21 protein-coding genes are annotated in these 25632 nt (G+C 65.2%); 12 read left to right on the forward strand and 9 right to left on the reverse strand.

All coding sequences use genetic code 11. The annotated features are described in order from the left end of the window. The first annotated feature begins 26 nt into the window (after nt 1-26). On the forward strand, nt 27-2540 hold the full coding sequence (gene bamA, locus XH84_RS22260) for an outer membrane protein assembly factor BamA (RefSeq protein WP_128919739.1): 2514 nt from the start codon (nt 27-29) through the stop codon (nt 2538-2540). On the opposite strand, the gene XH84_RS22265 is transcribed toward bamA, so the two are convergent. From XH84_RS22265 to XH84_RS22290, 6 genes are all read right to left on the reverse strand, one after another. Continuing rightward, nucleotides 2537-3769, reverse strand: coding sequence for a Zn-dependent hydrolase (locus tag XH84_RS22265; protein ID WP_128919740.1), 1233 nt, complete (start codon nt 3767-3769; stop codon nt 2537-2539). The genes bamA and XH84_RS22265 overlap by 4 nt on opposite strands. After that, entirely contained in the window at nt 3762-4547 is a 786-nt protein-coding gene (locus tag XH84_RS22270; RefSeq protein ID WP_164936290.1) for an ABC transporter ATP-binding protein, read from the reverse strand. The genes XH84_RS22265 and XH84_RS22270 overlap by 8 nt, the downstream gene beginning before the upstream one ends. Beyond that, nucleotides 4544-5317, reverse strand: coding sequence for an ABC transporter permease (locus XH84_RS22275; protein ID WP_128919742.1), 774 nt, complete (start codon nt 5315-5317; stop codon nt 4544-4546). The genes XH84_RS22270 and XH84_RS22275 overlap by 4 nt, the downstream gene beginning before the upstream one ends. A 73-nt stretch (nt 5318-5390) precedes the next feature. Beyond that, on the reverse strand, nt 5391-6335 hold the full coding sequence (locus tag XH84_RS22280; protein ID WP_128919743.1) for an ABC transporter substrate-binding protein: 945 nt from the start codon (nt 6333-6335) through the stop codon (nt 5391-5393). A 108-nt stretch (nt 6336-6443) separates the two neighbouring features. Continuing rightward, nucleotides 6444-7172, reverse strand: coding sequence for a histidine utilization transcriptional repressor HutC (gene hutC / locus XH84_RS22285; protein WP_128919744.1), 729 nt, complete (start codon nt 7170-7172; stop codon nt 6444-6446). After that, on the reverse strand, nt 7169-8527 hold the full coding sequence (locus tag XH84_RS22290; RefSeq protein ID WP_128919745.1) for a formimidoylglutamate deiminase: 1359 nt from the start codon (nt 8525-8527) through the stop codon (nt 7169-7171). Before XH84_RS22290 ends, hutC begins: the two co-directional genes overlap by 4 nt. Before the next feature lie 103 nt (nt 8528-8630). Here XH84_RS22290 and hutI point away from each other — a divergent pair, with 103 nt between their 5' ends. From hutI to hutU, 3 genes are read left to right on the forward strand one after another with little or no spacing between them, the layout of a single operon-like run. Further along, on the forward strand, nt 8631-9845 hold the full coding sequence (gene hutI / locus XH84_RS22295) for an imidazolonepropionase (RefSeq protein WP_128919746.1): 1215 nt from the start codon (nt 8631-8633) through the stop codon (nt 9843-9845). After that, nucleotides 9842-11401, forward strand: a complete 1560-nt coding sequence (hutH, locus tag XH84_RS22300; protein ID WP_128919747.1) for a histidine ammonia-lyase — start codon at nt 9842-9844, stop codon at nt 11399-11401. Before hutI ends, hutH begins: the two co-directional genes overlap by 4 nt. A gap of 12 nt (nt 11402-11413) precedes the next feature. Further along, nucleotides 11414-13084 (forward strand): urocanate hydratase, encoded by a 1671-nt coding sequence (hutU, locus tag XH84_RS22305; protein WP_128919748.1) that lies wholly within the window; start codon nt 11414-11416, stop codon nt 13082-13084. On the opposite strand, the gene XH84_RS22310 is transcribed toward hutU, so the two are convergent. After that, nucleotides 13085-13705, reverse strand: a complete 621-nt coding sequence (locus XH84_RS22310; protein WP_164936291.1) for a TetR/AcrR family transcriptional regulator — start codon at nt 13703-13705, stop codon at nt 13085-13087. A 254-nt stretch (nt 13706-13959) separates the two neighbouring features. Here XH84_RS22310 and XH84_RS22315 point away from each other — a divergent pair, with 254 nt between their 5' ends. From XH84_RS22315 to XH84_RS22350, 8 genes are read left to right on the forward strand one after another with little or no spacing between them, the layout of a single operon-like run. Then, complete coding sequence (locus XH84_RS22315) at nt 13960-14820, forward strand: FAD binding domain-containing protein (RefSeq protein WP_128919750.1); 861 nt, start codon at nt 13960-13962, stop codon at nt 14818-14820. Then, nucleotides 14817-15341 carry a (2Fe-2S)-binding protein gene (locus XH84_RS22320; RefSeq protein WP_128919751.1) on the forward strand — a complete coding sequence of 175 codons (525 nt, stop codon included), beginning with the start codon at nt 14817-14819 and terminating at the stop codon, nt 15339-15341. The genes XH84_RS22315 and XH84_RS22320 overlap by 4 nt, the downstream gene beginning before the upstream one ends. Next, nucleotides 15338-17713 carry a xanthine dehydrogenase family protein molybdopterin-binding subunit gene (locus XH84_RS22325; protein ID WP_128919752.1) on the forward strand — a complete coding sequence of 792 codons (2376 nt, stop codon included), beginning with the start codon at nt 15338-15340 and terminating at the stop codon, nt 17711-17713. The genes XH84_RS22320 and XH84_RS22325 overlap by 4 nt, the downstream gene beginning before the upstream one ends. 34 nt (nt 17714-17747) lie before the next feature. Further along, the gene (locus XH84_RS22330) at nt 17748-18989 is read left to right on the forward strand and encodes an ABC transporter substrate-binding protein (RefSeq protein WP_128919753.1); all 1242 of its coding nucleotides are present in this window, start codon (nt 17748-17750) and stop codon (nt 18987-18989) included. A gap of 11 nt (nt 18990-19000) precedes the next feature. Then, complete coding sequence (locus tag XH84_RS22335; RefSeq protein ID WP_128919754.1) at nt 19001-19876, forward strand: branched-chain amino acid ABC transporter permease; 876 nt, start codon at nt 19001-19003, stop codon at nt 19874-19876. Next, nucleotides 19873-20871: a branched-chain amino acid ABC transporter permease gene (locus tag XH84_RS22340; protein ID WP_128919755.1), complete on the forward strand. Its 999-nt coding sequence runs from the start codon at nt 19873-19875 to the stop codon at nt 20869-20871. Before XH84_RS22335 ends, XH84_RS22340 begins: the two co-directional genes overlap by 4 nt. Further along, the gene (locus XH84_RS22345) at nt 20868-21623 is read left to right on the forward strand and encodes an ABC transporter ATP-binding protein (RefSeq protein ID WP_128919756.1); all 756 of its coding nucleotides are present in this window, start codon (nt 20868-20870) and stop codon (nt 21621-21623) included. Before XH84_RS22340 ends, XH84_RS22345 begins: the two co-directional genes overlap by 4 nt. Further along, a complete protein-coding gene (locus XH84_RS22350) occupies nt 21616-22335 on the forward strand; it encodes an ABC transporter ATP-binding protein (RefSeq protein WP_128919757.1) in 720 nt (239 codons plus the stop codon). Before XH84_RS22345 ends, XH84_RS22350 begins: the two co-directional genes overlap by 8 nt. Nucleotides 22336-22337: 2 nt before the next feature. Here XH84_RS22350 and XH84_RS22355 read toward each other — a convergent pair whose 3' ends face one another. Together XH84_RS22355 and blaBJP are read right to left on the reverse strand one after the other, a co-directional pair. Continuing rightward, on the reverse strand, nt 22338-24347 hold the full coding sequence (locus tag XH84_RS22355) for a putative bifunctional diguanylate cyclase/phosphodiesterase (protein WP_128919758.1): 2010 nt from the start codon (nt 24345-24347) through the stop codon (nt 22338-22340). 296 nt (nt 24348-24643) lie between these two features. Then, complete coding sequence (blaBJP, locus tag XH84_RS22360; RefSeq protein WP_128919759.1) at nt 24644-25528, reverse strand: BJP family subclass B3 metallo-beta-lactamase; 885 nt, start codon at nt 25526-25528, stop codon at nt 24644-24646. Between the last annotated feature and the right edge of the window lie 104 nt (nt 25529-25632).

Genomic DNA, 25632 nt, shown 5'->3' on the forward strand with positions numbered 1-25632 from the left:
CAGGCGAGGTATCGTTGAGGTGTGGAATGTCGTTTTTGCGGGCCTGGCTGATCGCCGTGGCGATGAGTGCTGTATCGATTGCAAGCTCACTTCCGCTTGGGCTGTGGCCGCTGCCGGCAGCCGCGCAGGCGACGCAGACGATCGTGGTCGAAGGCAATCGCCGCGTGGAGGCCGAGACGGTCCGCTCCTATTTCAAGCCCGGCCCGGGCGGGCGTCTCGATCAATCCGCCGTCGATGACGGGCTCAAGGCGCTGATCGCGACCGGCCTGTTCCAGGACGTGAAGATCAATCAGGCCGGCGGCCGCATCGTGGTGTCGGTGGTCGAGAATGCCGTGATCGGCCGTATCGCCTTCGAGGGCAACAAGAAGATCAAGGACGAGCAGCTCTCGGGGGAAATCCAGTCCAAGCCGCGCGGATCCTTCTCGCGGGCGCTGGTGCAGTCCGACACGCTGCGCATCGCCGAGATCTACCGGCGCTCCGGCCGTTACGACGTCCGCGTCACGCCCGAGATCATCGAACAGCCGAACAACCGCGTCGATCTCATCTTCACGGTCGAGGAGGGTGCCAAGACCTCGGTCAAGTCGGTCGAGTTCGTCGGCAACAGCGCCTTCTCGGCCTCGCGCCTGCGCGACATCATCAAGACGCATGAGAGCAACCTGCTCAGCTTCCTCGGCAGCAACGACATCTACGATCCCGATCGCGTCGAGGCCGACCGCGACCTGATCCGCCGCTTCTACCTCAAGAACGGTTACGCCGACGTCCAGGTCGTGGCCGCGCTCACCGAATACGATCCGGAGAAGAAGGGCTTTCTGGTGACCTTCAAGATCGAGGAAGGCGCTCAATATCGCATCGGCTCCGTCGACTTCCGCTCCAGCATTCCCAACTTCGACACGGGCTCGCTCCGCACCTATTCGCGCGTCAGCGCCGGCTCGCTCTACAACGTCGAATTGGTCGAGAAGTCGACCGAAGAGATGCAGATCGAGGCCTCGCGCCGCGGCTATGCCTTCGCCGTGGTCCGTCCCGGCGGCGACCGCAATTTCGAGGCGCACACCGTCTCCGTCGTGTTCAATGTCGACGAAGGCCCGCGGACCTATATCGAGCGTATCAACCTGCGCGGCAACACCCGCACCCGCGATTACGTGATCCGCCGCGAATTCGACCTCTCGGAAGGGGACGCCTACAACCGCGCGCTGGTCGACCGCGCCGAGCGGCGCCTGAAGAACCTCGACTACTTCAAGAGCGTCAAGATCGTCACCGAGCCCGGCTCCTCCAGCGATCGCGTGATCCTCGTCGTCGAGATGGAGGAGAAGTCGACCGGCGACTTCTCGATCTCGGGCGGTTATTCCACCACCGACGGTGCGCTGGCGGAAGTCTCGATCTCCGAGCGCAACCTGCTCGGCCGCGGGCTCTATGCCAAGGCATCGGTCAGTTACGGCCAATATTCACGCGGCGTATCGTTGTCCTTCGTCGAGCCTTATCTGCTCGACTACCGGATGGCGCTCGGGTTCGACACCTATTGGAAGGAGCAGAAGTCGAACAGCTATACGAGCTACGGCGTGACGACACTGGGCTTCTCCCCGCGCATTGGACTGGCCTTGCGCGAGGATCTCACCCTGCAGCTGCGCTATTCGCTCTATCAGCAGAGCATCACGCTCGCCAGCGCTTACAACAATTGCAACAACAACGCGTCCAACGCCTCGCTGGCCTATAATCCGACGCCGGCCTACATCCAGAACGTCCTGGGCGGCGCGGACCCGACCAATTCCACGAGCTCGGGAGTCTATGGCTACGGCTGCTACGGCGACGGCGAGTCGAGCTTGCCGGTCCGAAAGGAGCTGGCGAACGGTGCGACCTGGACCTCGGCGCTCGGCTACACGCTGAACTACAACACGCTCGACAACACCAAGAACCCGACGGACGGATTGCTAGTCGACTTCCGGCAGGATTTCGCCGGCGTCGGCGGCGACGTCACCTATCTGAAGACCGCGCTGGACACCAAATACTACACGCCGCTCGTCTCCGAGATCGTCAGCGTGATCCACCTCCAGGGCGGTCTCCTCAGCAAGCTCGGCAACCAGGATCTGCGCATGTTGGATCACTTCCAGATGGGGGCGAACCTGGTGCGCGGCTTCGCCTCGAACGGCATCGGTCCACGCGACATCACCTATTACAACTACGGCTCCAACGGCGATGCGCTCGGCGGCACGAAATATTGGGGCGCGTCGATGGAGCTGCAGATGCCGTTCTGGTTTCTGCCCAAGGAAGTCGGCCTGAAGGGCGCCGTCTACGCCGATGCCGGATCGCTCTGGGGCTATCAGGGGCCGACCTCGTGGTCAGCCACGGGCGAAGTCAACACCAAGGCGTGCCCGACCTGCGGCTTGCAATATGACGACGGCAACACGGTGCGATCGTCGGTCGGCGTCGGCCTGATCTGGGCGTCCCCGTTCGGGCCGCTCCGCTTCGACTATGCGGTGCCGATCACGAAGGGCAAATACGACGTGGTCCAGGAGTTCAGGTTCGGCGGGGGGACGTCGTTCTAGCCCCCGAGGATCCGCCTGCAAGCATCGACGAACACCTCTGCGCCGGTGACGATATCGGCGTCGGCGGTGTTTTCGGTCCAGTGATGGCTGATGCCGCCGATCGACGGCACGAACAGCATGCCGGCCGGCATGACCGTCGCCAGCATCTGCGCATCGTGGCCGGCGCCACTGGGCATGCGGATGGATCGTCCACCGGCCAGCGCCTTGCTTGCGGCTTCGATCGCGTCCTGAAAGCGGGCGTTCATCATGGCGGGCGCACCGGTGCGCAGCTTCTCGACGGTGACGGCGCAGGGGCCGCTCGCGCTGGTCTCGTCTGCCATGGTCCGCAGCAGCTGCTCCAGCCGCGCAATGACAGCCGGATCGTCGTCGCGGATCTGGAACAGCATTTCGCCGCCGCCCGGAATGATGCTCGGCGCGCCCGGATCGAGCGTGATGCGCCCGGTGGTCCAGACCGTGCGCGGGCCGCAGGCGGCAGGAAAACGCTCGTCGATCGCCACGCAGAATCTTGCGAGCGCGAGACCCGCGTCCTTGCGTACCGCCATGCGCGTGGTGCCGGCGTGGTTCTGCTCGCCGACAAAATTGATCCGGTATTGCCAGATGCCGACGATGGAGGTCACGACGCCGATCGCGAGCTTACCGCTTTCGAGCGTGTCGCCCTGCTCGATATGCGCCTCGAGATATCCGACGTGTCGCCCCGGCTCGACGCCGACGCGCGGGCGGCCGGCAAGCCCCATCTCGGCGAGCGCATCGCGCATGGGGCGGCCGCTGGTGCGGTCGCGCGCGGCGTCGATGTCGGCCTCGGTGACCTGTCCGACATAGGATCGCGAGCCGAGGAAATGCCCAAAATGTCCTTCCTCGTCGCACCAGGCGGCAACTTCGACGGCGCCCTTGACGGAGGGATCGGCGTTGAGAACGCGCGCAGCCTCGAGCGCATAGACGACGCCGAGCGGGCCATCGAGCCAGCCGGCGTAGTTCTGGCTCTCCAGGTGCGAACCGGCCAGCAGTTTCGGCCCGGACTTGGCACTGGTCCCGAACACGTTGCCGATGCCGTCGATCGAAGCGGAGAGGCCGGCGCCGGGCAGCTTGCGCACCAGCCACTCCAGCGAAAGCTTGTGCGGCTCGGAGAAGGTCGGCTTGTGCACGCCGCTCCTGTAGGCGCCGATGGCGCGGAGCGCGTTGAGGTCGGCAAGGACGCGCGCACCGTCGACGGAAGGACGATTGTCAGGCATGTTCGGCAACCTTCAGCGCCTCGGTGCGGATCTCCTCGACCAGCCGTTCCTTGAGCTGGACGAATTCGGGCGTGGTCTTGATCTTGTAGGAGCGCGGATGCGGCAGGTCCACATTGATCTCGGCTTTGATGCGGCCGGGGCGCGCGCTCATGACGATGACGCGGCTGCCGAGGAAGATGGCCTCCTCGATGTCGTGGGTCACGAACAGCACGGTCTTCTGGTCGCGCTCCCAGATGCTGAGCAGCATTTCCTGCATCAAGGCGCGGGTCTGGTTGTCGAGCGCGCCGAACGGCTCGTCGAGCAGCAGGATTTTTGGATCGTTGGCAAGCGCGCGCGCGATCGCGGTGCGCTGCTGCATGCCGCCGGAGAGCTGCTTGGGCCAATGATTCTCGAAGCCGGACAATCCGACCTGGCGGATGAAGCCGTCGGCGATCTCATTGCGTTCCGCCTCGGACACGCCGCGCTCGCGCAGGCCGAAGGCGATGTTCTCGCGAACGGTGAGCCATGGAAACAGCGTGTAGGACTGAAAAACCATGCCGCGATCGGCGCCGGGGCCGGTCACCGCGCGGCCGTCAAGCGTAACGCGCCCGCTGGTCGGGCGATCGAGCCCGGCAACGATGCGCAGCAGCGTGGACTTGCCGCAGCCGGAGGGGCCGAGGATGGTGACGAAGTCGTTGTTGCCGATGATGAGGTCGGTCGGCTCCAGCGCCCTCGTGGGCGCGTTGCCGTGGCGCGCCGGGAAGGTGCGCGAGACCTGCTCGATCTTGAGGATCGTCATGCGAGCCTCCACGGAAACAGCCAGGCGTTGAAGGCCTTGAACAGGAAGTCCGACAGGAGGCCGATCAGCCCGATCACGATGATGCCGAAGATGATCTGGCCGGTGTTGAGCAAGGCCTGGCTGTCGGTGATCATGTGCCCGATGCCCGAGGACGAGCCGATCAGCTCGGCGACGATGACGTAGGTCCAGGCCCAGCCCAACACCAGCCGCAGGATTTCGGCGATCTCGGGCGCGGAGGAGGGCAGCAGCACGCGGCGGATGATGCCGCGGTCGCCGGCGCCCAGCGTGTAGGCCGCCTCGACCAGATCGCGCCGCGTGGCGCCGACAGTCACCGCGACCATCAGGATGACCTGGAACACCGAGCCGATGAAGATGACGAGCAGCTTCTGCAATTCGCCGATGCCGGCCCACAGGATCAGGAGCGGAATGAAGGCCGAGGCGGGCAAGTAGCGGGCGAAGGAGACGAACGGCTCGAGGAAGGCCTCGATCGGCTTGTAGGCGCCCATCAGCACCCCGAGCGGCACCGCGATGATGGCGGCAAGCGCAAAGCCGCCGACGACGCGCCAGATGGTCATTCCGATATCGTAGACGAAACCCTGCTTGGTCAAGAGGTCGAAACCCTCCTGCACCATGGTCAAGGGGTTGGCAAGGAAGGTCTTCGACACATGGCCGCCGAGCGTCGCCCACGACCAGAGGGCAACGAACAGCACGAAGAACGCAAGGCCATAGGCCACGCGCTGCTTCGATGTCACAGGATCCAGAGGACGCATCGACGATTTATCCGGGCGGTGAACGGATTTGCCGGCCCCGCCGCGAGACGGGGCCGGCACCTCCTGAGGTGACTTACTTGATGAAGCCGGCGTCGAAGAGGTCCTCGACCTTCGGCGCGGCCTTGATGATGCCGATCTCGAGCAGCAGCTCGGCGGCCTCCTTGTTGAAGGTCAGGAAGTCGCCCGCGAAGAACTTCTGGTTGGCGGCCTTGTCCTGCCAGCGCAGATATTTCGCCGAATTGCCGAACTGCTCGCCGGTCTGCTTCACGTCGGCGCCCATGATCTCATAGGCCTTGGCCTGATCCTTGGCGATCATGTCGAGCGCCTCGAAATAGCTGTCGGCGAGCGCCTTGGCGGCCTTGGGATTCTCGGAGAGGAATTTCGGCGTGCAGCCGAAGGTGTCCATGACCATCGGATAGTCCAGCGTGGTCGCGATGATCTTGCCCTTGTCGGGGGCTGCGCGCACCGTCGACAGATAGGGCTCATAGGTCATCGCGGCGTCGTTCTGGCCGGAGACGAAGGCCTGTGCGGCCGCAGCCGGCTCAAGGTTCACGACGGTGACGTCCTTCACCGACAGCCCGTTCTTCTTGAGCATCCAGGCAAGTGCGAAATACGGCGAAGTGCCGGGCGCGGAGGCGGCGACGGTCTTGCCCTTCAGGTCCTTGATCGCGGCGACGTCGTTGCGCACGGCCATGCCGTCGGCGCCATAGCTCTTGTCGAGCTGGAAGATCTGCTTGGTCGCAACGCCGTTGGCGTTCCAGGAAATCCAGGTCTCGACCGTGGTCGCCGCGCATTGGATGTCGCCCGAGGCGACGGCAAGGTGGCGGTCCTTCTGCGGAATCTTCTTGATGGTGACGTCGAGGCCGTTCTTCTTGAAGATGCCAGCCTCCTTCGCCAACGTCAGCGGCGCGAAGCCGGTCCACCCGGAGATGCCGACGCCGACCTTGACGTCATCGGCGAGCACGGGAGTGGCGGTCGCGAGAGCAATGATTGTCGCAAATATCGTCGAACTACGCATGATTGTCGTCCTCTGCCGATCGATGGATTGACGTCCTGTTGATCTGTTCACATCGGCCCATATGGACCGTTGCCCGAAGCGTTGCACGATTTGTGCCGACATATCCTCTCAGCCTCCCTTGAATCGCGCGACAAGGCGGTGAGAGTCACCGGGGTAGAGCAGGCGCACGGCGGTGATCGTGCGCGCACTGCGCCAGGTGTAACGATCGATCACGAGACAGGGCGCGCCGACGGCGATCGCGAGCGCGTCGGCCGTATGATCGTCCGCAACGATGGCGCTGATCGTGTGCTCGGCCTCCGTCCACGGAACGTGGTGAAGCAGCCACGAGCCGGGCGGTTCGCGCGAGAAATCCGCGGTCGCGGCATCAGGCACGGACGACAGGTCGATCAGCCTGTCCTCGACGGCGAACGGCACGTTGTCGGCGCTGTGCCGGCAGGTGATGGCGACCACCTTGCCGGCCTTCTTCACGCCGAGGCGATCACGGTCGGCCGCGGTCGCGGCGCGCAGCTTGCGGCCGATCAGCTCATAGCCGTAAGCGCGCCCCAGCGCGGTGATCTCGGCGCGGATGTCGGCGATCTTGAGCACCGCCGACATGTGTTGCGGCCGGCGCACGAACGAGCCGGCGCGGCGCCGCCGTTCGATCAAATCTGCCTGCGCGAGTTCCGACAGCGCTTTGTTCACGGTCATGCGCGAGCAGCCGTAACGCGCGACCAGTTCATGCTCGAACGGGATGCGATGTCCGGGCGGCCATTCGCCGGTCAGGATGCGCTTCTCGATGTCGGCGCGAATCCGCTTGTAGAGCGTCGGCTTGTCGGCGGCATCGGTCACGAGGCTCATGCAACGAGCCTCCGAACGGCCGCGTTGAAACGCGCGCGCGCCGCCTGACGCAGCCTGTGCCGGCCGCCCTCGACAACCTTCTCGCCGCCGGCCCAGACGCAGTCGATCGCGCCGCCGCCTGCAGCAAAGATCCAGCCGTCGATAGCGGCATCGCCCTGCCGCCCCGCCAGCGACGGATGCGCGGCGTCGAGCGTGACGATGTCGGCGCGCGCGCCGGGAGCCAAGCCGATCGTCGTCTGCGCCAGCGCCTGTGCGCCGCCCGCGAGCGCATGGTCGAACAGCGCGCGTCCGGTCGAGCGGCCTGCGCCGGCGGAGAGCACGTTGCGCTCGCGATGCTTGAGTCGCTGGCCATATTCGAGCTGACGCAATTCGTCGGCGGCGCCGACCAGCACGTTGGAATCGGTGCCGATACCGAGCGCGCCGCCGGCAGCGAGAAATTCACGGGCGGGAAAGATGCCATCGCCAAGGCTCGCCTCGGTGATGGGGCAGAGGCCGGCCACCGCGCCGGTCTTCGCGAGTGCGCTGACTTCCGCATCCGTCGTGTGGGTCGCGTGAATGAGGCACCAGCGCCGGTCAACCGGCGTATGCTCCAACAGCCATTGCACCGGCCGCCGGCCCGACCAGGCCAGGCAATCCTCGACTTCCTTCACCTGTTCGGCGGCGTGAATGTGCACCGGTCCGCCGTTCGCGAGCGGAACGATTACCGCGAGTTCGTCCGGCGTGACCGCGCGCAGGCTGTGCGGCGCGATGCCGATATTGGCACCGGGCAATGTGCTGATCGCCTTGCGCGAGGCCGTCATCAGCTCGGCGAACTGATCGACCGAGCAGATGAAGCGGCGCTGACCGTCATGCGGCGCCGTGCCGCCGAAGGAGCCGTGCGCATAAAAACTCGGCAGCAGCGTCAGGGCAATGCCGGAGGCCTCGGCCGCCTGCGCGATCCGCGCGGCCATCTCGGCGGGATCGGCATAGGGAGAGCCGTCGCGGTCGTGATGCAGATAATGGAATTCGCCGACGCGGGTAAAACCCTGCTCCAGCATCTCGACATAAAGCAGCGTCGCAACAGAAGCGACGTCGTCCGGCGTCATCGCGAGCGCGAAGCGATACATCGTCTCGCGCCATGTCCAGAACGTATCGGTAGAGTTGCCGCGCAGCTCGGCGAGACCCGCCATGCCGCGCTGGAACGCATGGCTGTGCAGGCTCGCCAGCCCCGGAAGTGCGATGGCGTGGCGCTCGTCGCCTGCGGCAGGCTGCACGCCCGCGGTCACCGCCGCGATCGCGCCGGGGGTGATCACCACCTGCACGTCATTGGCCCAGCCCGAGGGCAGGAGCGCGGAGGCGAAATGCAGTCGGGTCATGATTGATTACACGCCGGCTGGACAGAACCGCCTTACGATTATATGTCTAGACATATAAGTCAAGCATCCCAGGGCGCAGGGACATCCGCGAAGGGACCGTTGCATGGCAGAGCGCTTCGACCGGATCTGGCACAATGCACGCCTCGCCACGATGCGGGCCGACCGTCCGGATCTTGGCGAGATCGAGCATGGTGTCATCGCCGCGCGCGGCGGCCATATCGTCTACGCGGGTGCGGCGGGGGACTTTCCCGCGGATGCGGATGCGATCGAGCGGACCAACTGCGAGGGGCGCTGGATCACGCCCGGCCTCGTCGATTGCCACACCCATCTCGTCTATGGCGGCAACCGCGCGCACGAATTCGAGCTGCGCCTGAAAGGCGCCAGCTACGAGGAGATCGCGCGTGCCGGTGGCGGCATCGTCGCCACGGTGGCGGCGACGCGCAAGGCGAGCGAGGCAGATCTCATCGCGAGTGCGTTGCCGCGGCTCGATGCGCTGATTGGCGAGGGGGCAACCACCGTCGAGATTAAATCCGGCTATGGCCTCGACACCGAGACCGAGCTGCGGCAACTGGCGGCCGCGCGTAGCCTCGGTCGCCAGCGGCGGGTTGCGATCCGCACGTCCTTTCTCGGAGCCCACGCTCTGCCGCTGGAGGCAGATGGCAACAAGGATCGCTACATCGATCTCGTTTGCAACGAGATGCTGCCGGCCGTTGCAAAGGTGGGCCTCGCCGACGCCGTCGACGCCTTCATGGAAGGCATCGCGTTTTCGACTGAACAGACGACGCGAGTGTTCGAGACGGCGAAAGGGCTTGGGCTACCGGTCAAGCTCCACGCCGACCAGCTGTCGAACCTTGGCGGCGCGGCCCTCGCCGCAAGATTCTCGGCACTGTCGGCCGATCATCTCGAGTATACCGACGAAGCCGGCGCCGCCGCGATGGCGAAGGCCGGCACTGTGGCCGTGCTGCTGCCGGGCGCCTTTTACTTCATCCGCGAGACGCAGAAGCCGCCGGTCGAGGCATTCCGCAAGCACGGCGTTCCCATGGCGCTCGCGACCGACTGCAATCCCGGCAGCTCGCCGCTGACCTCGCTGCTGCTCACGATGAACATGGGCGCGACGCTGTTCCGGATGAATGTGGCCGAGTGCATCGCCGGAATCACCCGTGAAGGCGCGCGGGCGCTTGGTGTGCTCGATGAGACCGGCACGCTGGAGGCCGGCAAATGGTGCGACCTCGCGATCTGGGACGTCGAACGGCCGGCCGAGCTCGTTTACCGCATCGGCTTCAATCCGCTGCACCGCCGGGTGTGGAGGGGGCAATGACGGAGCAGGATACGGCGATCGTCGTCCGACCGGGGACGGTCAGCCTCGACGATCTCGCGTGCGTGCTCGATGGTGCGCCCGTCGTGCTCGATCCCTCGTTCTGGCCGCGCGTCGAAGCAGCCGCGGAGATTGTCGCAAGAGCCGCGCGAGCCGACGTCCCCGTTTACGGCATCAACACCGGATTCGGCAAGCTCGCCTCGAAGCGCATACCGCCGGATCAGACCGCGCTGCTTCAGCGCAACCTGATCGTGTCGCATTGCTGCGGCGTCGGCCAGCCCACACCCGAGCCGATTGTTCGCGTGATGATGGCGCTGAAGATCGTCTCGCTCGGGCGCGGCGCCTCCGGCGTGCGCCGCGCGGTGATCGAGCAGCTGCAGGCCATGATGGCACGGGGCGTCACTCCGCTGGTGCCGCAGCAGGGCTCGGTCGGTGCCTCCGGGGATCTTGCACCGCTCGCGCATATGACGGCGGTGATGATCGGCGAGGGGCAGGCGATCGTTGACGGAAAAGTCGTGCCGGGCGGCGAAGCGCTGGCGGCTGCCGGCCTCGTGCCGCTGACGCTGGGCCCCAAGGAAGGCCTGGCGCTGATCAACGGCACGCAATTCTCGACCGCCTATGCCATCTCCGGCGTGCTGCGCGCTTTCGGCTTGGCGCGCGCCGCGCTCGTCACCGGCGCATTGTCGGTCGATGCGGCAATGGCGTCGACGGCGCCGTTCCGTCCCGAGATCCAGGCGCTGCGCGGCCATGCCGGTCAGATCGCTGCGGCCGCGACGCTGACCGCGCTGCTCGAGGGCAGCGACATCCGTCTGTCGCACCTCGAAGGCGACGAACGCGTGCAGGATCCCTATTGCCTGCGTTGCCAGCCGCAGGTGGCGGGCGCGGCGCTCGATCTGATCACGCAGGCCGCGCGCACGCTGATCGTCGAGGCCAACGCCGTGACCGACAATCCGCTGGTGCTGGTCGAGACCGGCGAGATCGTCTCCGGCGGCAACTTCCATGCCGAGCCGGTGGCCTTTGCCGCCGACGCGATTGCGCTGGCGCTGTCGGAGATCGGTGCGATCAGTGAGCGACGCATTGCAACGCTGGTCGATCCCGCGCTCAATTTCGGCTTGCCGCCGTTCCTCACGCCCGATCCCGGACTCAATTCCGGCTTCATGATCGCCGAGGTGACGGCCGCCGCCCTCTATGCCGAGAACAAGCAGCGTGCGCTCGCTTGTTCGGTCGATTCGACGCCGACCAGCGCCAACCAGGAAGACCATGTCTCGATGGCCGCGCATGCCGCTCGGCGCCTCGCCGACATGGCCGACAACCTCGCCGCCATCCTCGGCATCGAGCTTCTGGTTTCCGCCCAAGGCATCACGTTGCGCTCGCCGCATGCGACCAGCGCGCCACTCGCTGCCGTCATCGCGGCACTTCGTGAACAGGTGCCGGCGCTCGGCGCCGACCGCTATATGGCCGGCGATCTCGCCAAGGCTGCCGCGCTCGTCGAGGCCGATGCGCTGCCGACCGTGGCGCTCACCATGCTTCCAACTGATCCGTTTCCGCGACTTGACTGAAGAGGGGTCCGCATGAACCGCCGACTGGACAATGACCGCACCATCCGCGCGCCCCGCGGCAGCGATATCAGCGCCAAGAGCTGGCTGACGGAAGCGCCCTTGCGCATGCTGATGAACAATCTCGATCCGGATGTTGCGGAGCGTCCGAGCGAGCTCGTCGTCTATGGCGGCATCGGCCGCGCCGCGCGCGACTGGGAGAGCTTTGACCGGATCGTTGCGGCCTTGCGCAAGCTCGAAGCCGACCAAACGCTGCTGGTGCAGTCCGGCAAGCCGGTCGGCGTTTTCCGCACCCATGCCGACGCGCCGCGGGTGCTGATCGCGAACTCCAACATCGTGCCGCACTGGGCGACGCTCGACCATTTCAACGAGCTCGATCGCCAGGGCCTGATGATGTATGGCCAGATGACGGCGGGGTCCTGGATCTATATCGGCAGCCAGGGCATCGTGCAGGGCACTTACGAGACCTTCGTCGAGGTCGGGCGGCGGCATTATGGCGGCAGCCTCGCCGGCAAATGGATTCTCACCGCCGGCCTTGGCGGCATGGGCGGTGCACAACCGCTGGCGGCGACCATGGCGCGTGCCTCGATGCTCGCGGTCGAATGCCAGCCGAGCCGCATCGAGATGCGCCTGCGCACCGGCTATCTCGACCGTCAGGCCGCAACCCTCGACGAAGCGCTGGCGATCATGGCGGATGCCGCGGCGACGAAGAAGGCCGTCTCGGTCGGCCTGCTCGGCAATGCCGCGGAGATTTTCCCGGAGCTGGTGCGGCGCGGCGTCAAGCCAGATATCGTCACCGACCAGACCAGTGCGCATGATCCGATCAACGGGTATTTGCCGAAGGGCTGGACGCTGGCGGAGTGGGAAGCCAAGCGCGCCTCCGATCCGAAGGCGGTCGAGCGTGCCTCCAAGACCTCGATGGTCGAGCATGTCCAGGCCATGCTGGATTTCCATGCGCAGGGCATTCCGACGCTCGACTACGGCAACAACATCCGCCAGATGGCGCTGGACATGGGCCTGAAGAATGCCTTCGATTTTCCCGGCTTCGTGCCGGCCTATATCCGCCCGCTATTCTGCCGCGGCGTCGGGCCGTTCCGCTGGGCTGCGTTGTCGGGCGATCCCGAGGACATCTTCAAGACCGATGCCAAGGTCAAGGAGCTGATGCCCGACGACAAACATCTGCACAATTGGCTCGACATGGCCAAGGCGCGCATCAAGTTCCAGGGTCTGCCGGCGCGAATCTGCTGGGTTGGCCTCGGCGATCGTCACCGCCTGGGTCTAGCCTTCAACGAGATGGTGGCGCGCGGTGAATTGAAAGCGCCCATCGTGATCGGCCGCGATCATCTCGACAGCGGTTCCGTGGCGAGCCCCAACCGCGAGACCGAGGCGATGAAGGACGGATCGGACGCGGTGTCGGACTGGCCGCTGCTCAACGCGCTGCTCAATTGCGCCAGCGGTGCGACCTGGGTGTCGCTGCACCACGGCGGCGGCGTCGGCATCGGCTATTCGCAGCACGCCGGCATGGTAATCGTCGCCGACGGCACGCCTGAGGCTGCGAAGCGCATCGAGCGGGTGCTGTGGAACGATCCCGCCAGCGGCGTCATGCGCCATGCTGACGCGGGCTACGATATCGCGATCGACTGCGCCCGCGACAAGGGCCTCGATCTGCCGAGCCTTGCGAAGTAGCTAGTCGCTCACCAGCAGCTTCGGCATCGTTGTCTTCGCGCCGTCCATGAAAGTCTGCACGGCGTCGCGGACGATCGCGTTGAGATCGGGCGGGATCGGCGTCTCGTAGATGAATTTTCGGATGGCGAGATAGAAGATGCGGCCGTGCAGGCCCCAGAACAGCTCGGTCTCGCGCTCACCGAGCGGATGGCCCTTTGCGCCGGGCAGCCCGAGTTCGTGACGCAGTTCGGCGGCGGCCGGCTCGACGATCTCGCGGCGGACGATGTCGAGATAACGGCTGGTGATGCCGAACGACTTCATGCCGGAGAACACGAAGATCCGCACCCAGTTATATTCGAACACGCGTTCGACGTAGTCGAGATAGAAGCGTGTCAGCCGCGCTTCGAGGGACAGTGAACGATCGCGGATCATCGGTCCCCAATCGGGCGACCAGCGGCTGAGATAGACCTCCTGGTAGACCCGCTCGATCAACGCCTCCTTGCTGGGGAAGTGGCGATAGATCGCCGAATGCGTGATGCCCATGCGCTTGGCAAGCTCGCGGGTCTGCCCCTCGAAGCCGCGCTCGGCGAAGAAGCGGATGGCCTCCTCCACGATCGCGCGCTCGCGGTCGGCCGCGCGCATGTTGCGACGCTTTGGCGCGGACTTGCTGCCTGTCTCGGTCCGCTTCCGAACCGGTCGCTTCGCCGTTTTCTGCGGTTTTCGGGCCATCTCGTCGCTGAATCAACGTACCGCTGCCTTCATAGCCCAAGGTGCTTTTGTGACCAAATGGTCATTTCCTGTTGACCGGTCCAGGGAGGCATGTCAGAATTTTGAGACCAGGTGGTTACAAATCTGGCATCCCGGCTGATGAGCCGAGGGATCTCGAGGAAACGGCAGTGAAGGCGAGGGCTTTCAGCTATTTTCGTGCGGCGACGATCGACCAGGCGCTGGATGCTCACGCACGCGCCGGGGATGACGCGCGCTTCATTGCCGGCGGCCAGAGCTTGGTGCCGGCGCTGTCGCTGCGGCTGCAGGCGCCGCGGCTCTTGATCGACATCACCCACATTGACGACCTGCGCGGCGTCAGGCGCGAAGGCGGCCATTTGCGCATCGGCGCGTTGACGCGTCATTGCGAGATGCTGAGCGAGCTGCTGATTGCCGAGTTCGCGCCGCTCTTGCATGCCGTGGCGCCGTTCGTCGCCCATCCCGCGATCCGCAACCGCGGCACCTTCGGCGGCAGCATCGCGCTGGCCGACCCGGCCTCCGAATTTCCCGCGATGACCCTGGCGCTCGATGCCGAGATCGAGATCGCCGGTCCCTCGGGCCGCCGCCGCGTCAGGGCCGACGATTTCTTCATCGACTTGTTCGAAACGGCGCTCCAGCCCGGCGAGTTGATTATTGCGGTCTACGTTCCGCTGTTCAAGGCCGACCAGCGCTTTGCATTCGACGAGCTGGCGCGCCGGCGTGGAGACTACGCGCTGGTCGGTTGCGGCATGCTCGCGACCTTCGCCGGTGATCGCGTCGACGACATCCGCATCTCGTTCTTCTCTGTCGGCAATACGCCGACCCGGGTGAAAGGAGCCGAGGCGATCTTGATCGGCTCGCGTCTCGATGCGGGGCGTATCGCCACCGCGCAAGGAGCGCTGGAAGGCGATCTCGCGCCGCCCGACAGCGACGAGGTGCCGCCGGCGATGCGGCTGCATCTCGCCCGCGTGCTGCTGGGGCGCCTGCTCGGACGTCTCGGAGAGGGCGCATGAGGGGCCTTGACGAGCCCCTTCTGGATGAAACCGACGAGACGGTGCGCGTGCGCTTCGTCGTCAACGGCCGCAAGGTCGCCTGCGAGGTTGCGCCGCGCGACACGCTGGTCGATTGCCTGCGCGACAAGCTCGAGCTGACTGGCACGCATGCCGGCTGCGAGATGGGTGCTTGCGGTGCCTGCCTGGTTCAGCTCGACGGCCGCGCCGTGCATTCCTGCCTGATCTTCGCGGTGCAGGCCGACGGCGCCAGGATCGAAACGATCGAGGGACTCACCGAAAGCGGGATGCTCGCCGAACTGCAGGCCGAATTCCACCGCCGCAATGCGCTGCAATGCGGCTTCTGCACGTCAGGCATGCTGATCAATGCCCACGAACTGCTCTCGCAGACGACGCAGCCGAGCCGCGACGAGATCCGCGACGCGCTGTCGGGCAATTACTGCCGCTGCACCGGCTATGAGGCGATCGTCGATGCCATCGAGGCGGTGGCGAAAGCGCGCAGCGATGGCGGAGGTGCGACATGAGCGCGCCGCTGACCTCGCTTGATCGTCCCAATTCCTATATCGGTCGGTCCGTGCCGCGGCCCAACGCCAAGCGACTGCTTGCCGGGCGGGGACGCTATGTCAGCGATCTCAAGCTGCCGCGCATGCTCTATGCCGCGTTCCTGCGCAGCCCGCATGCGCATGCGAAGATCGTTTCGATCAATATTGATGAGGCGCGCGCGATCGAAGGCGTGCATCTCGTCGCCACCGGGGCGGATCTCGCCAAGATCTGCACGCCATGGGTCGGCACGCTCGATCATTTCAAGGGCATGACCTCCGCGCCGCAAATGCCGCTGCCGCTCGATCGCGTGGTCTGGGCCGGGCAGGCGGTGGTCGCCGTTGTCGCCGAAAGCCGGGCGATCGCCGAAGATGCGCTGGAGCTGATCGAGATCGATTACGAAGACCTCCCCGTTGTCGCCGATCTCGACAGCGCGCGACAGGTCGGCGGTGCACTGGTCAATCCCGGCAGCGCCAATAACATCTGCTTCCGCAGCCAGCTCGACAACGGCACCGTCGACGACGCCTTTGCGCATGCGGCCCATGTGGTGGAGGAGGAGTTTTCCTTCGGTCGCCACACCGCGGTGACGCTGGAGCCGCGCGCGCTCGTCGCGGATTACGATCCTGCCGCGGGCATGCTCACCGTGCATCACGGCACGCAGACCCCGTATCAGTTTCAGGACCTCTATTCACGCCACTACGGCATCCCGGAAGCCCGTGTCCGCGTGATCGCGACCGACATCGGCGGCTCCTTTGGGATGAAGCTGCATGTCTATCACGAGGACATGGCGGTGGTCGGCCTCTCGATCCTGCTCGGCAGGCCCGTGAAGTACGTCGCCGATCGCATAGAATCCTTCGTCTCCGATATTCACGCTCGCGACCACCGCGTGCGCGCCCGCATGGCGCTCGACGCCAAAGGTGGGATCCTGGCGGTGGACGTCGTCGATTTGACCGCGATCGGCGCCTTCTCGACCTTTCCGCGCACCAGCGTGGTCGAGGGCAATCAGGTGATCCGTCTGATCGGCGCGCCCTATCGCTTCAAGAACTATCGCGCCACGCTCGAGGTGATCTTCCAGAACAAGGTGCAGACCAGCCAATACCGCGCCGTCGGCCATCCCATCGCCTGCGCCGTCACCGAGCGGCTGGTTGACATCGCAGCGAGCAAGATTGGCCTCGATCCCTTCGCCATCCGGGCGCAGAACGTCATCCCCGACGATGCCTATCCCGAGATCTCGCCGACTGGTTACCGCTTCGAGGCGCTGTCACATCAGACCTGCCTCAAGCGCCTGCACGAGATGATGGACTATGACGCGCTCCGCGCAGAGCAGGCGGACTTGCGCAAGCGGGGCGTCTATCGCGGCATCGGTATCGCAACCTTCGTCGAGATCACCAATCCCAGCCCCGCGTTCTATGGCGTCGGCGGGGCGCGCATCTCCTCGCAGGACGGCGCGATCGTCAGCCTGACTCCATCGGGCGAGGTGCGCTGCCTGATCTCCGTCACTGAGCAGGGGCAGGGCACCGAGGCGATCATCAGCCAGATCGTGGCCGATCAGCTTGGCCTCGCGCTGGAGCACGTCAAGGTCGTCACCGGCGATACCGAGGTGACGCCGCATGGTGGCGCCACCTGGGCCTGCCGCGGCGCCGGCATCGGCGGCGAGACGGCGCTGCAGGCCACGCGCGCGCTCAAGCGCAATATCCTGGAGGTCGCCGCGCTCATTCTCCAGGCGCAGCCGTCGGCGCTCGACATCATCGATGGCGAGGTCGTGGACGCCGTAACGCGCAAGCCGCGTCTGCCGATCTCCGAAATTGCGCGCATTGCCTATTTCCGCTCCGACACGCTGCCATCGGGCACGCAGGCGCAGCTCACCGTGAGCCATCATTTCGCGCCGCAGGGCTATCCCTTTGCCTTCACCAACGGCATTCAGGGCTGCGCGCTGGAGGTCGACGTCGAGACCGGCCTCATCAAGCTCCTGAAACATTTCATCGTCGAGGATTGCGGCCGCGTCATCAATCCGATGCTGGTCGACGAGCAACTCCGCGGCGGCATCGTGCAGGGGCTGGGCGCGGCGCTGTTCGAGGAGTGCCGCTACAGCGAGACCGGCCAGCTCATGAACGGCTCGCTCGCCGACTACCTCGTGCCGATGCCGATGGAGATGCCCGACATCGTCATCGGCCATGTCGAGACGCCGACCGCCGACACCGAGCTCGGTGCCAAGGGGGTTGGCGAAGCCGGCACCGCGGCGGCGTCCGCCTGCGTGCTCAACGCCGTCAACGACGCGCTCGCGCCGTTCGATGCCACGATCAATTCTGTCCCGATTACGCCTGCAAAAGTCCTGAAAGCCCTGAAGCGCTTCTAGAAAAAGACAATTGAAAAAGACCTTGGAGGAAATCATGCCCAAATCCGGTTCGACGTCGAAGATAACCCGCCGCACCGCGCTCGCCGGCCTCTCGGCAAGCGTAGCTCTGTTCGCTATGCCCCGGATTGGTCATGCGGCCGACGAGACGATCCGCATCGGCTTTCCGACGCCGCTCACCGGCCCGTTCGCCGCGGAAGCGCGCGATCAGGTCAAATGCGCCGAGCTCGCCGTCAAGCTCGTCAACGACAAGGGCGGCATCAGCGGCCGCAAGGTCGAGCTCCTGGTGCGCGACGACAAGCTCAATGCCGGTGAGGCCGCGACCCGCACCCTCGAGCTGATCGAGAAGGACAAGGTTCACGCCGTGGTCGGCGCGCTCTCCAGCGCCGTGCAGCTGGCGGTCAACGAGGTCACCCGGGCCCGTGGCGTGATCTATGTCTCGATCAGCCAGTCCGACACCATCAACGAGGCCAAGGACTTCAGCAAGTACACCTTCCATGAAGCGCTCAATCCGCACATGACGACGGCAGCGGTGGCGCGGCAGACCCTGAAGAAGGGCATGAAGGTCGCCCATCTCGTCGCCGACTATGCCTACGGCCATGAGATGCTGCGCGGCTTCAAGCGCGCGCAGGCCTCCATCGGTGCGGACAATGTCGGCGAGATCCTGCATCCGTTCGGTGCCGCCGACTATTCCACCTTCATCCCGCGCCTGATGTCGATGCGGCCGGACGTGCTCTGTATCTCCAATTTCGGCCGCGACCAGGCCAACGCAATCAAGCAGGCGGTGGATTTCGGCGTCAAGCGGCAGATGAAGATCGTTGTGCCCGTCATCCTGCATAATCAGCGTCTTGCCGTCGGCCCCGACGTGTTCGAGGGCGTGGTCGGCGGCGCCAACTATTATTGGGGCCTGGAGGCGCAGAGCAAATCGGCAGCCGCGTTCAACACGGCATTCAAGGCCGCCAATGGCGGCGCGATCCCGACCGATTATGGCGCCTATGGCTATTCCGGCGTCGGATCCTTGCTGGCCGCCATGCAGACGGCCGGCGGCACCGACACCGACAAGGTGGTCGATGCGCTGGAGAAGCTGCAATACGATTTGACCAAGGGCCCGCAGCACTACCGCAAATGCGACCACCAGTCGGTGCAGTCGGTGCTGGTGCTGGAATCCAAGAAGAAGTCGGCCATGGCGGGCGAGAACGATCTGTTTGCCATTCTCGCCAACGACGCCAGCTCCGACGACATGCTGCGCAGCTGCAGCGAGCTCGGCCACGCCACCTGAAGCCTGTCACGATGGACCTGCCGCTGATCATCATGCAGCTTCTCTCCGGGATCGCCCTTGGGGCGGTTCTGGTGATCACTGCGCTCGGACTGACGATCGTGTTCGGCATGCTCGGGGTGGTGAATTTCGCCCATGGCGCGCTGTTCATGATCGGGGCCTATGCGGGGCTGTATCTGGCCTCGCTGACCGGCAGCTTCTGGTGGGGGCTGCTGCTTGCGCCCATCCTGATCGGCGCTTTCGGCATGCTGATCGAGTTCGTCCTGATCCGCAGGCTTTATGGACGCTCGATCGACGATCCGCTGCTGCTCACCTTCGGCCTCAGCTACATCCTGGTCGAGGGCGTGCGCATCGTGTTCGGCAGCGACGGCATTCCGTTTCCGACCCCGCCGCAGCTGATCGGCGTGCTCGATCTCGGCATCGGCTTCTTCCCGCGCTACCGCCTGTTCGTGATCGTGCTGGTGGCCGTCGTTCTGGTGGCGCTTTGGATGACGCTGGAGAAGACCCGAATCGGACTGATCGTGCGTGCGGGTGCGCGCGATCCCACCATCATGCAGGTGCTCGGGGTCGATATCGGCCGGGTCTGGCTTGCGATCTTCGGCCTTGGCGTCGGACTTGCTGCGCTGGGCGGCGTGCTCGCCGGTCCGATGCGCAGCGTCAATCCGGAGATGGGCTCGCTGGTTCTGGCCGAAGCCTTCGTCGTCACCGTGATCGGCGGCCTCGGCTCGATCGTCGGCGCGGTTGTCGCCGGCCTGATGGTCGGCATTTCCATCAGCATGGTGGCGCTGTTCGCCCCTGAAATGGCGACCATCGTCATGTTCGCGCTGATGGCGGTGGTGCTTCTGATCCGCCCGCAAGGCCTGTTCGGCGTGAGAGGGAGGACGGCGTGACGCGTCCTTCGAGCGGTGAGGTTCTCGCAAAATCTGCGCCGAGCGGGCTCGGCCGGATTCTCGACCACCGCGTGCTGCTGTCGATCGCCGTGCTGGCCCTCTTGCCCTGGCTGCTGCCGTCCAAGGCGCTGGCCGTCAACGTCCTGATCTACGGCGTCGTGGTGATGGGCTACAATCTGCTGTTCGGCTACACCGGGCTGTTGTCGTTCGGCCAGGCGGCGTTCTTCGGTGCGGGCGCCTACTTCACCGGCATCGCGATCGGCCGCTACGGCGTGCCGTGGTTTGCCGCGGTGCCGATCGCCGTGCTGCTCAGCACCGGCCTTGCGGCGCTGATCGGCGTCGTCTCGACGCGCACCCGCGGCATCTATTTCTCCATGGTGACGCTCGCTCTGGCCCAGCTGGTCTACTACGTCGCGCTCCAGGCGGCCTCCTTCACCGGCGGCGAGAACGGCCTGCGCGGCTTCACCGTCGATCGCATCAGCCTGTTCGGCCTGCAGGTCAATTTCCTCGACCCCGTCAACAAATATTACGTGCTGATGGGCTTCGCAGGCTTGGCGATGTGGTTCCAGTCGCGCATCCTGAACTCGCCGTTCGGCGCCGTCATCGAGGCGATCCGCGAGAACGAGCAGCGCGCGCGGGCCTGCGGATATGACGTCGAACGCAGCAAGCTGGTCGTGTTCATGCTGTCGGGCGCGATCTCCTCGCTCGGCGGCTGCATGCTGGCGCTGCATCTGTCGATCGTGCCGCTCGACATCCTGCATTACCAGACCTCGGGCATGATCGTGATGATGGTGCTGCTCGGTGGCGCCCGCAGCTTCTTCGGTCCCTTCGTCGGCGCGGCGAGCTTCCTGATCCTGGAGGATGTCGTCTCGCTCTGGACGCCGCATTGGCAGATCTTCGTCGGCGCGATCTTCGTGCTGTTCGTGCTGTTCCTGCCCAAGGGCATCTGGGGCACGCTGCTGGATGCAATCGGCGTCGGAAAGGCGCGGCAATGAGCGGCGAACTGCTTCGCGCCGAAGGGATCGGCAAACGCTTTGGCGGCTTCGTCGCGCTCGAGGATATTACCCTGTCCTTTGCCGCGGGACAGCTGACCTCGATCATCGGACCGAACGGCGCTGGCAAGAGCACGTTCTTCAACATTCTCTCCGGCGCGTTGACCCCGACGTCCGGCAAGCTGCATTTCAGGGGACGCGCGCTGAACGGCCTGCCGCAGCACCGTTTCGTGCACCAGGGCATCTCGCGCTCCTACCAGATCACGAACATCTTTCCGGATCTGTCGGTGCACGAGAATGTGCGCGTCGCAGCGCAGGCGCTGACCGTGAGCTACGACATCTGGCGCAACCGCGCCCGGCTGACCGAGTTGAATACGCGGGCGGACTCCGCGTTGGATGCGGTCGGACTGCTCGCCAAGCGGAACGAGCTTGCGAAGTTCCTGTCCCATGGCCAGCAGCGCGCGCTGGAGATCGCGATCGCGCTGGTCTCCGAGCCGGAGCTGCTGCTGCTGGACGAGCCGACCGCCGGCATGGGGCCGGAAGAGACCAAGGACATGGTCGCGCTGCTGGAGCGGCTCGCCGACAAGCGCACCGTGCTTCTGGTGGAGCACAAGATGAAGATGGTGCTCGGCCTGTCCAAGCGCGTCGTGGTGCTGCATCACGGCCGCCTGCTCGCAGACGGCGCACCCTACGAGATCAGGAGCAATCCGGATGTCCGCCGGGTCTATCTCGGACAGAGTGAAGGCTATGGCTGAGACCGCATTGCTCGAAATCGAAGACCTCCACGCCTGGTATGGCGCAAGCCATGTTCTTCACGGCATCTCGCTGCACGTGAAGGAGGGCGAGGTGGTCGCCCTGGTCGGCCGCAATGGTGCCGGCAAGACCACGGCCTTGCGGGCGGCGATGGGCCTGATGCCGAAGGCGACGGGCCGCGTGCGCTTTGCGGGCAGGGAGCTCCTGCCACTGCGCGCCCATCAGCGCTTCCACCTCGGCCTCGCTTACGTGCCCGAGGAGCGGCGCATCGTTCCCGGTCTGACTGTGCGCGAGAACCTCCGGCTCGGCCTCGTCGCGGCCGGCGGCGGCATCGAGGAGCGCATCGCGATCGACGAGATTGCCGGAACGTTTCCACGCCTGAAGGAGCGCCTCGACCAGGAAGGCGTGACGCTCTCCGGCGGCGAGCAGCAGATGCTGGCGATCGCGCGCGCGCTGATCGCGAAGCCCAAGATGATTCTGCTGGACGAGCCATCGGAGGGCATCATGCCCGTGCTCGTCGAGGAGATGGGCGCGCTGTTCCGCCGCCTGCGCGACGAGGGCAAGACGCTGCTGCTGGTCGAGCAGAACGTCGAATGGGCGCTGCGCCTGGCCGACCGCGCCGTGATCATCGACCAGGGCGAGGTCGTCCATGAGAGCAGCGCTGCGGCGCTGCTCTCGGACAAGGATGTCCAGGAACGTTACTGTGCGGTGTGATTTCAGGCCACGACCTTGGCTCCGGCGCCGCCGAGGCGCTGGCGTTCACGCGCCAGATAGTCGGCGATCGCGCCGGCCGGCATCGGTTTTGCGAAATAGTAGCCCTGGATGAAGTCGCAGCCGAGCCGGCGCAGGCTGTCGAGCTGGGCGCGGGTCTCGACGCCCTCGACGACGCAGGCGATCTCCATGTCGTCGCAGAGGCCGGCAAGCGATTTGATGATCTTGTGGCTTACCGGGTTCTGGTTGATCTCGGCGACGAAGCTGCGGTCGACCTTGATCTTGTCGAGCGGCAACCGGTGCACGTGGCTCAATGACGAATAGCCGGTGCCGAAATCGTCCAGCGAAATGCCGCAACCCATCGCCTTCAGCGTTGCGATCGACTGCTGCGCGCGTACGAAATCGAAGGTGACGGCAGTCTCGGTGATCTCGAAATCGATCCGGCGCGGCGACAGACCGCTTTTCTCGATGATCGAGACCAGCGGCAATATGCCCTCGGCGGCACAGACGTCGTGAGCGGACAGGTTGAATGAGAGGCGGATGTCGTCGGGCCAGGTCTTGGCCGTAGCGAGTGCGCGCGCCAGCAGCGCCTGCGTCAGAGGACGGATCAGGCCGATGCGTTCGGCGGCGGGGATGAAGTCGGCTGGAGAGACAGAGCCCAAGCGAGGGCTATGCCAGCGTGCCAGCGTCTCGAAACCCGCGGTGTGCTCACTCATGGCATCGACGATTGGCTGGAAGACCAGCTCCATCTCGGCGCCAAAATCGGAGGTGCGCAACAGGTTCTCGATCACGCCGCGGCTGCGAATCTCGGCCTCGAGCTCGCTCGAGAAGATCACGGTGCGGCCGCGCTGATGGCGCTTGGCGTGGTAGAGCGCGTAGTCGGCACATTCATAGAGCGCTTCCGAGGTCGTCGCGGCGTTCGGGAACAATGCGAAACCGATCGAGCAGGACAATCCGGTATGGGCGGTGTCGAGCTGGTAGGGCAGCTTGACCTGACTGCCGATGCGTTCGCCGAGCCGCGTCAGGTCCGCGTCCTCGGGGTCGCCGCAGACGACGAGGCCGAACTCGTCGCCGCCGAGCCGGGCGAACTCCACGCGCTGCGGGCCAAAGGCCTCGCAGACCTCGCGGATGCGCCGGCCCGCCTCGATCAGGACGCGGTCGCCGACCGAGTGGCCGTAATTGTCGTTGATCGGCTTGAAGCCGTCGAGATCGATGATCCCGACCGCAACGCGAACGTGCCTGCGCTCGGCGTCGGCAAAGGCGCTCGAAAGCTCGGCGAAGAAGCGGCGGCGGTTCGGCAGCTCGGTGAGGGAATCGAGATTGGCGAGGCGGAAGTTCTCGTCCGAGAGTGCCTGCGTCGCCGCCTGTTGCGCAAGCAGCGACTTTCGGCTGGCGACGAGATCGGCGAAATCGCGGTAATAGATGAACAGCACCGTCACCATGGCGCCGGAAACCAAGAGGTTGTTGACGGCGATCGCCTTCAGTGTCGGCTCGCCCGTGGCGAAGAAGAACAGCACATAAGGCACGTCGACGATCAGCGTCACGATCAATGCCGCCGAGCGCAGATGCATCAGCGAAAAGATGCAGCCGATCACGGTGACCGCCATGTAGAAGGCGACCTGGCTCTTGGCGAAGGGATCGCCGTAGGGGTAGAGCGCGAAGGACCAGGCGGTGAAGCCGGCGCCGATCGGCACGGTCAGCCAGTTGGTGGCGCGCAGATTGCGCAGGATGTCGGCGTCGCTGCGCACGAGGTGACGCTGGCGCAGCCACCAATAGGTCCGCAAGCCTGCGAGCACGGTCAGCACGCCAGGCACGATCATCGTCAACCAGTCCGGCGCCACGTTCACGTAGGTGTAGGCGACGGCGATCGTGTTGCTCATGAGGATGAAGTAGAGCAGCGGGACCTGCTTGGAGAAGGCGTCGAACTGCGCGCGCATCAAATCCGGGTTGTCGACCGGGACGTGAAACAGCCGTATCGTGGCGGCGAGATGAGACTTCAAATCGGCAACAGGCATTGAAATACGAGCCCCGGATCCCCTGAAAACGCGGGTGATCTTGCACGGCGGGGGTAAAGGTCCCGTTAGATCGATCTTGCGCCAACGGCCAGCGCAGGTTGCGCGCTATCGCATCCCTTTTCGGTCGCGTGCATTGGTGAGGAGGCGTTAACGATACGCAGCCGCACAAGCAGGCGCATCGGCTGCAGGATCCGGCAAAGCTGCGGCTACGCTCTGCTAACCATGCGCCTCGGCGCAACGTCGAGCGCGCGCCTCTCTCCTTCCGGGGAGAGGTGAAAGACCGCATTCGATGGCGGTTATTTCTTTTCCAGCGCGGCGGTCTGCCTGGCGAGTTGCTTGTCGAACTCCTCCGACAGGCCGGACGCATAGGTCGCAAGTTCGCCCGGTTTGACGAACGGATTGGGCGCGCCCTCCTTCATCTGCGCACGCTTGGCCTGCATGCCGTAGACTTCGGGATGGGGGCCCAGCAGCACGTCGATCTTCATCGCTTTCACCTTGGCGTAGGTCGCCCGATAGTCGTCAACGATGCCGGGATAGGTGGGCTGGCCGACCAGCCGGTTCAGCGCCACCGTGCCGCTGCAGAAGAACAGCACCTCGCGGCTTTGATCGGCGTCCTTGACGGTCATCTCCCAGCTCGTGCAGCCGGGCGAGTGGCCGGGCGTTGCATGCGCGATGAGCGCGGTGTCGCCGAGCGTCACCTTGTCGCCTTCCTTCACGACGCGGTCGACCTTCACCGGTGCGAAAGCGAGGTCCTCGTTCTTCTCGTCGCCGGGATAATAGCCGCCTTCGAGCAGCGGCTTGTCACGCTCGCCGGCCACGAGCTGCGCGCCCGTTTCCTTCTTGATCTCGGCGAAACCGCCGGTGTGATCGATATGCGCGTGCGAGTTCAGGATAATCTTGATGTCGGCAACCTTGAAGCCGAGCTTTGTGATGCTGTCCTTGATCGTTCCGGTGGACTGGGGCATCGCCGTGTCCATCAGGATCAGGCCTTGCGATGTCTTGATGACGTAGACGGCGATACCCTCGGTCCCGACATAGTAGATGTTGCCGATGAGCTGGAACGGCTCGAACGGCGCTGTCCACTTCTGCATGACCGTGGCCAGGAAATCCTTGAGGGTCTGCGCTTGCGCGCCCGTTGCGAGCAGGGTCAGTGCGCACAACGCGGCCGTGAGTATTCTCATGGTTTGCCTCCCATAGTGTTCTTGTCGTTTTGATCGGGCGGACCTCGCGGCTCGACCGCGCGCAGGTTACGTTGCAGCCGGCGTTGCGGGCAACTGCTTCGTAT

The organism is Bradyrhizobium nanningense (assembly GCF_004114535.1).
In the GTDB taxonomy this organism is placed as follows: Bacteria; Pseudomonadota; Alphaproteobacteria; order Rhizobiales; family Xanthobacteraceae; genus Bradyrhizobium; species Bradyrhizobium nanningense.

Coding starts and splice junctions, on each gene's coding strand:
- bamA (WP_128919739.1), top strand. CDS start 27: ATGTCGTTTTTGCGGGCCTGGCTGATCGCCGTGGCGATGAGTGCTGTA.
- XH84_RS22265 (WP_128919740.1), bottom strand. CDS start 3,769: ATGCCTGACAATCGTCCTTCCGTCGACGGTGCGCGCGTCCTTGCCGAC.
- XH84_RS22270 (WP_164936290.1), bottom strand. CDS start 4,547: ATGACGATCCTCAAGATCGAGCAGGTCTCGCGCACCTTCCCGGCGCGC.
- XH84_RS22275 (WP_128919742.1), bottom strand. CDS start 5,317: ATGCGTCCTCTGGATCCTGTGACATCGAAGCAGCGCGTGGCCTATGGC.
- XH84_RS22280 (WP_128919743.1), bottom strand. CDS start 6,335: ATGCGTAGTTCGACGATATTTGCGACAATCATTGCTCTCGCGACCGCC.
- hutC (WP_128919744.1), bottom strand. CDS start 7,172: ATGAGCCTCGTGACCGATGCCGCCGACAAGCCGACGCTCTACAAGCGG.
- XH84_RS22290 (WP_128919745.1), bottom strand. CDS start 8,527: ATGACCCGACTGCATTTCGCCTCCGCGCTCCTGCCCTCGGGCTGGGCC.
- hutI (WP_128919746.1), top strand. CDS start 8,631: ATGGCAGAGCGCTTCGACCGGATCTGGCACAATGCACGCCTCGCCACG.
- hutH (WP_128919747.1), top strand. CDS start 9,842: ATGACGGAGCAGGATACGGCGATCGTCGTCCGACCGGGGACGGTCAGC.
- hutU (WP_128919748.1), top strand. CDS start 11,414: ATGAACCGCCGACTGGACAATGACCGCACCATCCGCGCGCCCCGCGGC.
- XH84_RS22310 (WP_164936291.1), bottom strand. CDS start 13,705: ATGCGCGCGGCCGACCGCGAGCGCGCGATCGTGGAGGAGGCCATCCGC.
- XH84_RS22320 (WP_128919751.1), top strand. CDS start 14,817: ATGAGGGGCCTTGACGAGCCCCTTCTGGATGAAACCGACGAGACGGTG.
- XH84_RS22325 (WP_128919752.1), top strand. CDS start 15,338: ATGAGCGCGCCGCTGACCTCGCTTGATCGTCCCAATTCCTATATCGGT.
- XH84_RS22330 (WP_128919753.1), top strand. CDS start 17,748: ATGCCCAAATCCGGTTCGACGTCGAAGATAACCCGCCGCACCGCGCTC.
- XH84_RS22335 (WP_128919754.1), top strand. CDS start 19,001: ATGGACCTGCCGCTGATCATCATGCAGCTTCTCTCCGGGATCGCCCTT.
- XH84_RS22345 (WP_128919756.1), top strand. CDS start 20,868: ATGAGCGGCGAACTGCTTCGCGCCGAAGGGATCGGCAAACGCTTTGGC.
- XH84_RS22350 (WP_128919757.1), top strand. CDS start 21,616: ATGGCTGAGACCGCATTGCTCGAAATCGAAGACCTCCACGCCTGGTAT.
- XH84_RS22355 (WP_128919758.1), bottom strand. CDS start 24,347: ATGCCTGTTGCCGATTTGAAGTCTCATCTCGCCGCCACGATACGGCTG.
- blaBJP (WP_128919759.1), bottom strand. CDS start 25,528: ATGAGAATACTCACGGCCGCGTTGTGCGCACTGACCCTGCTCGCAACG.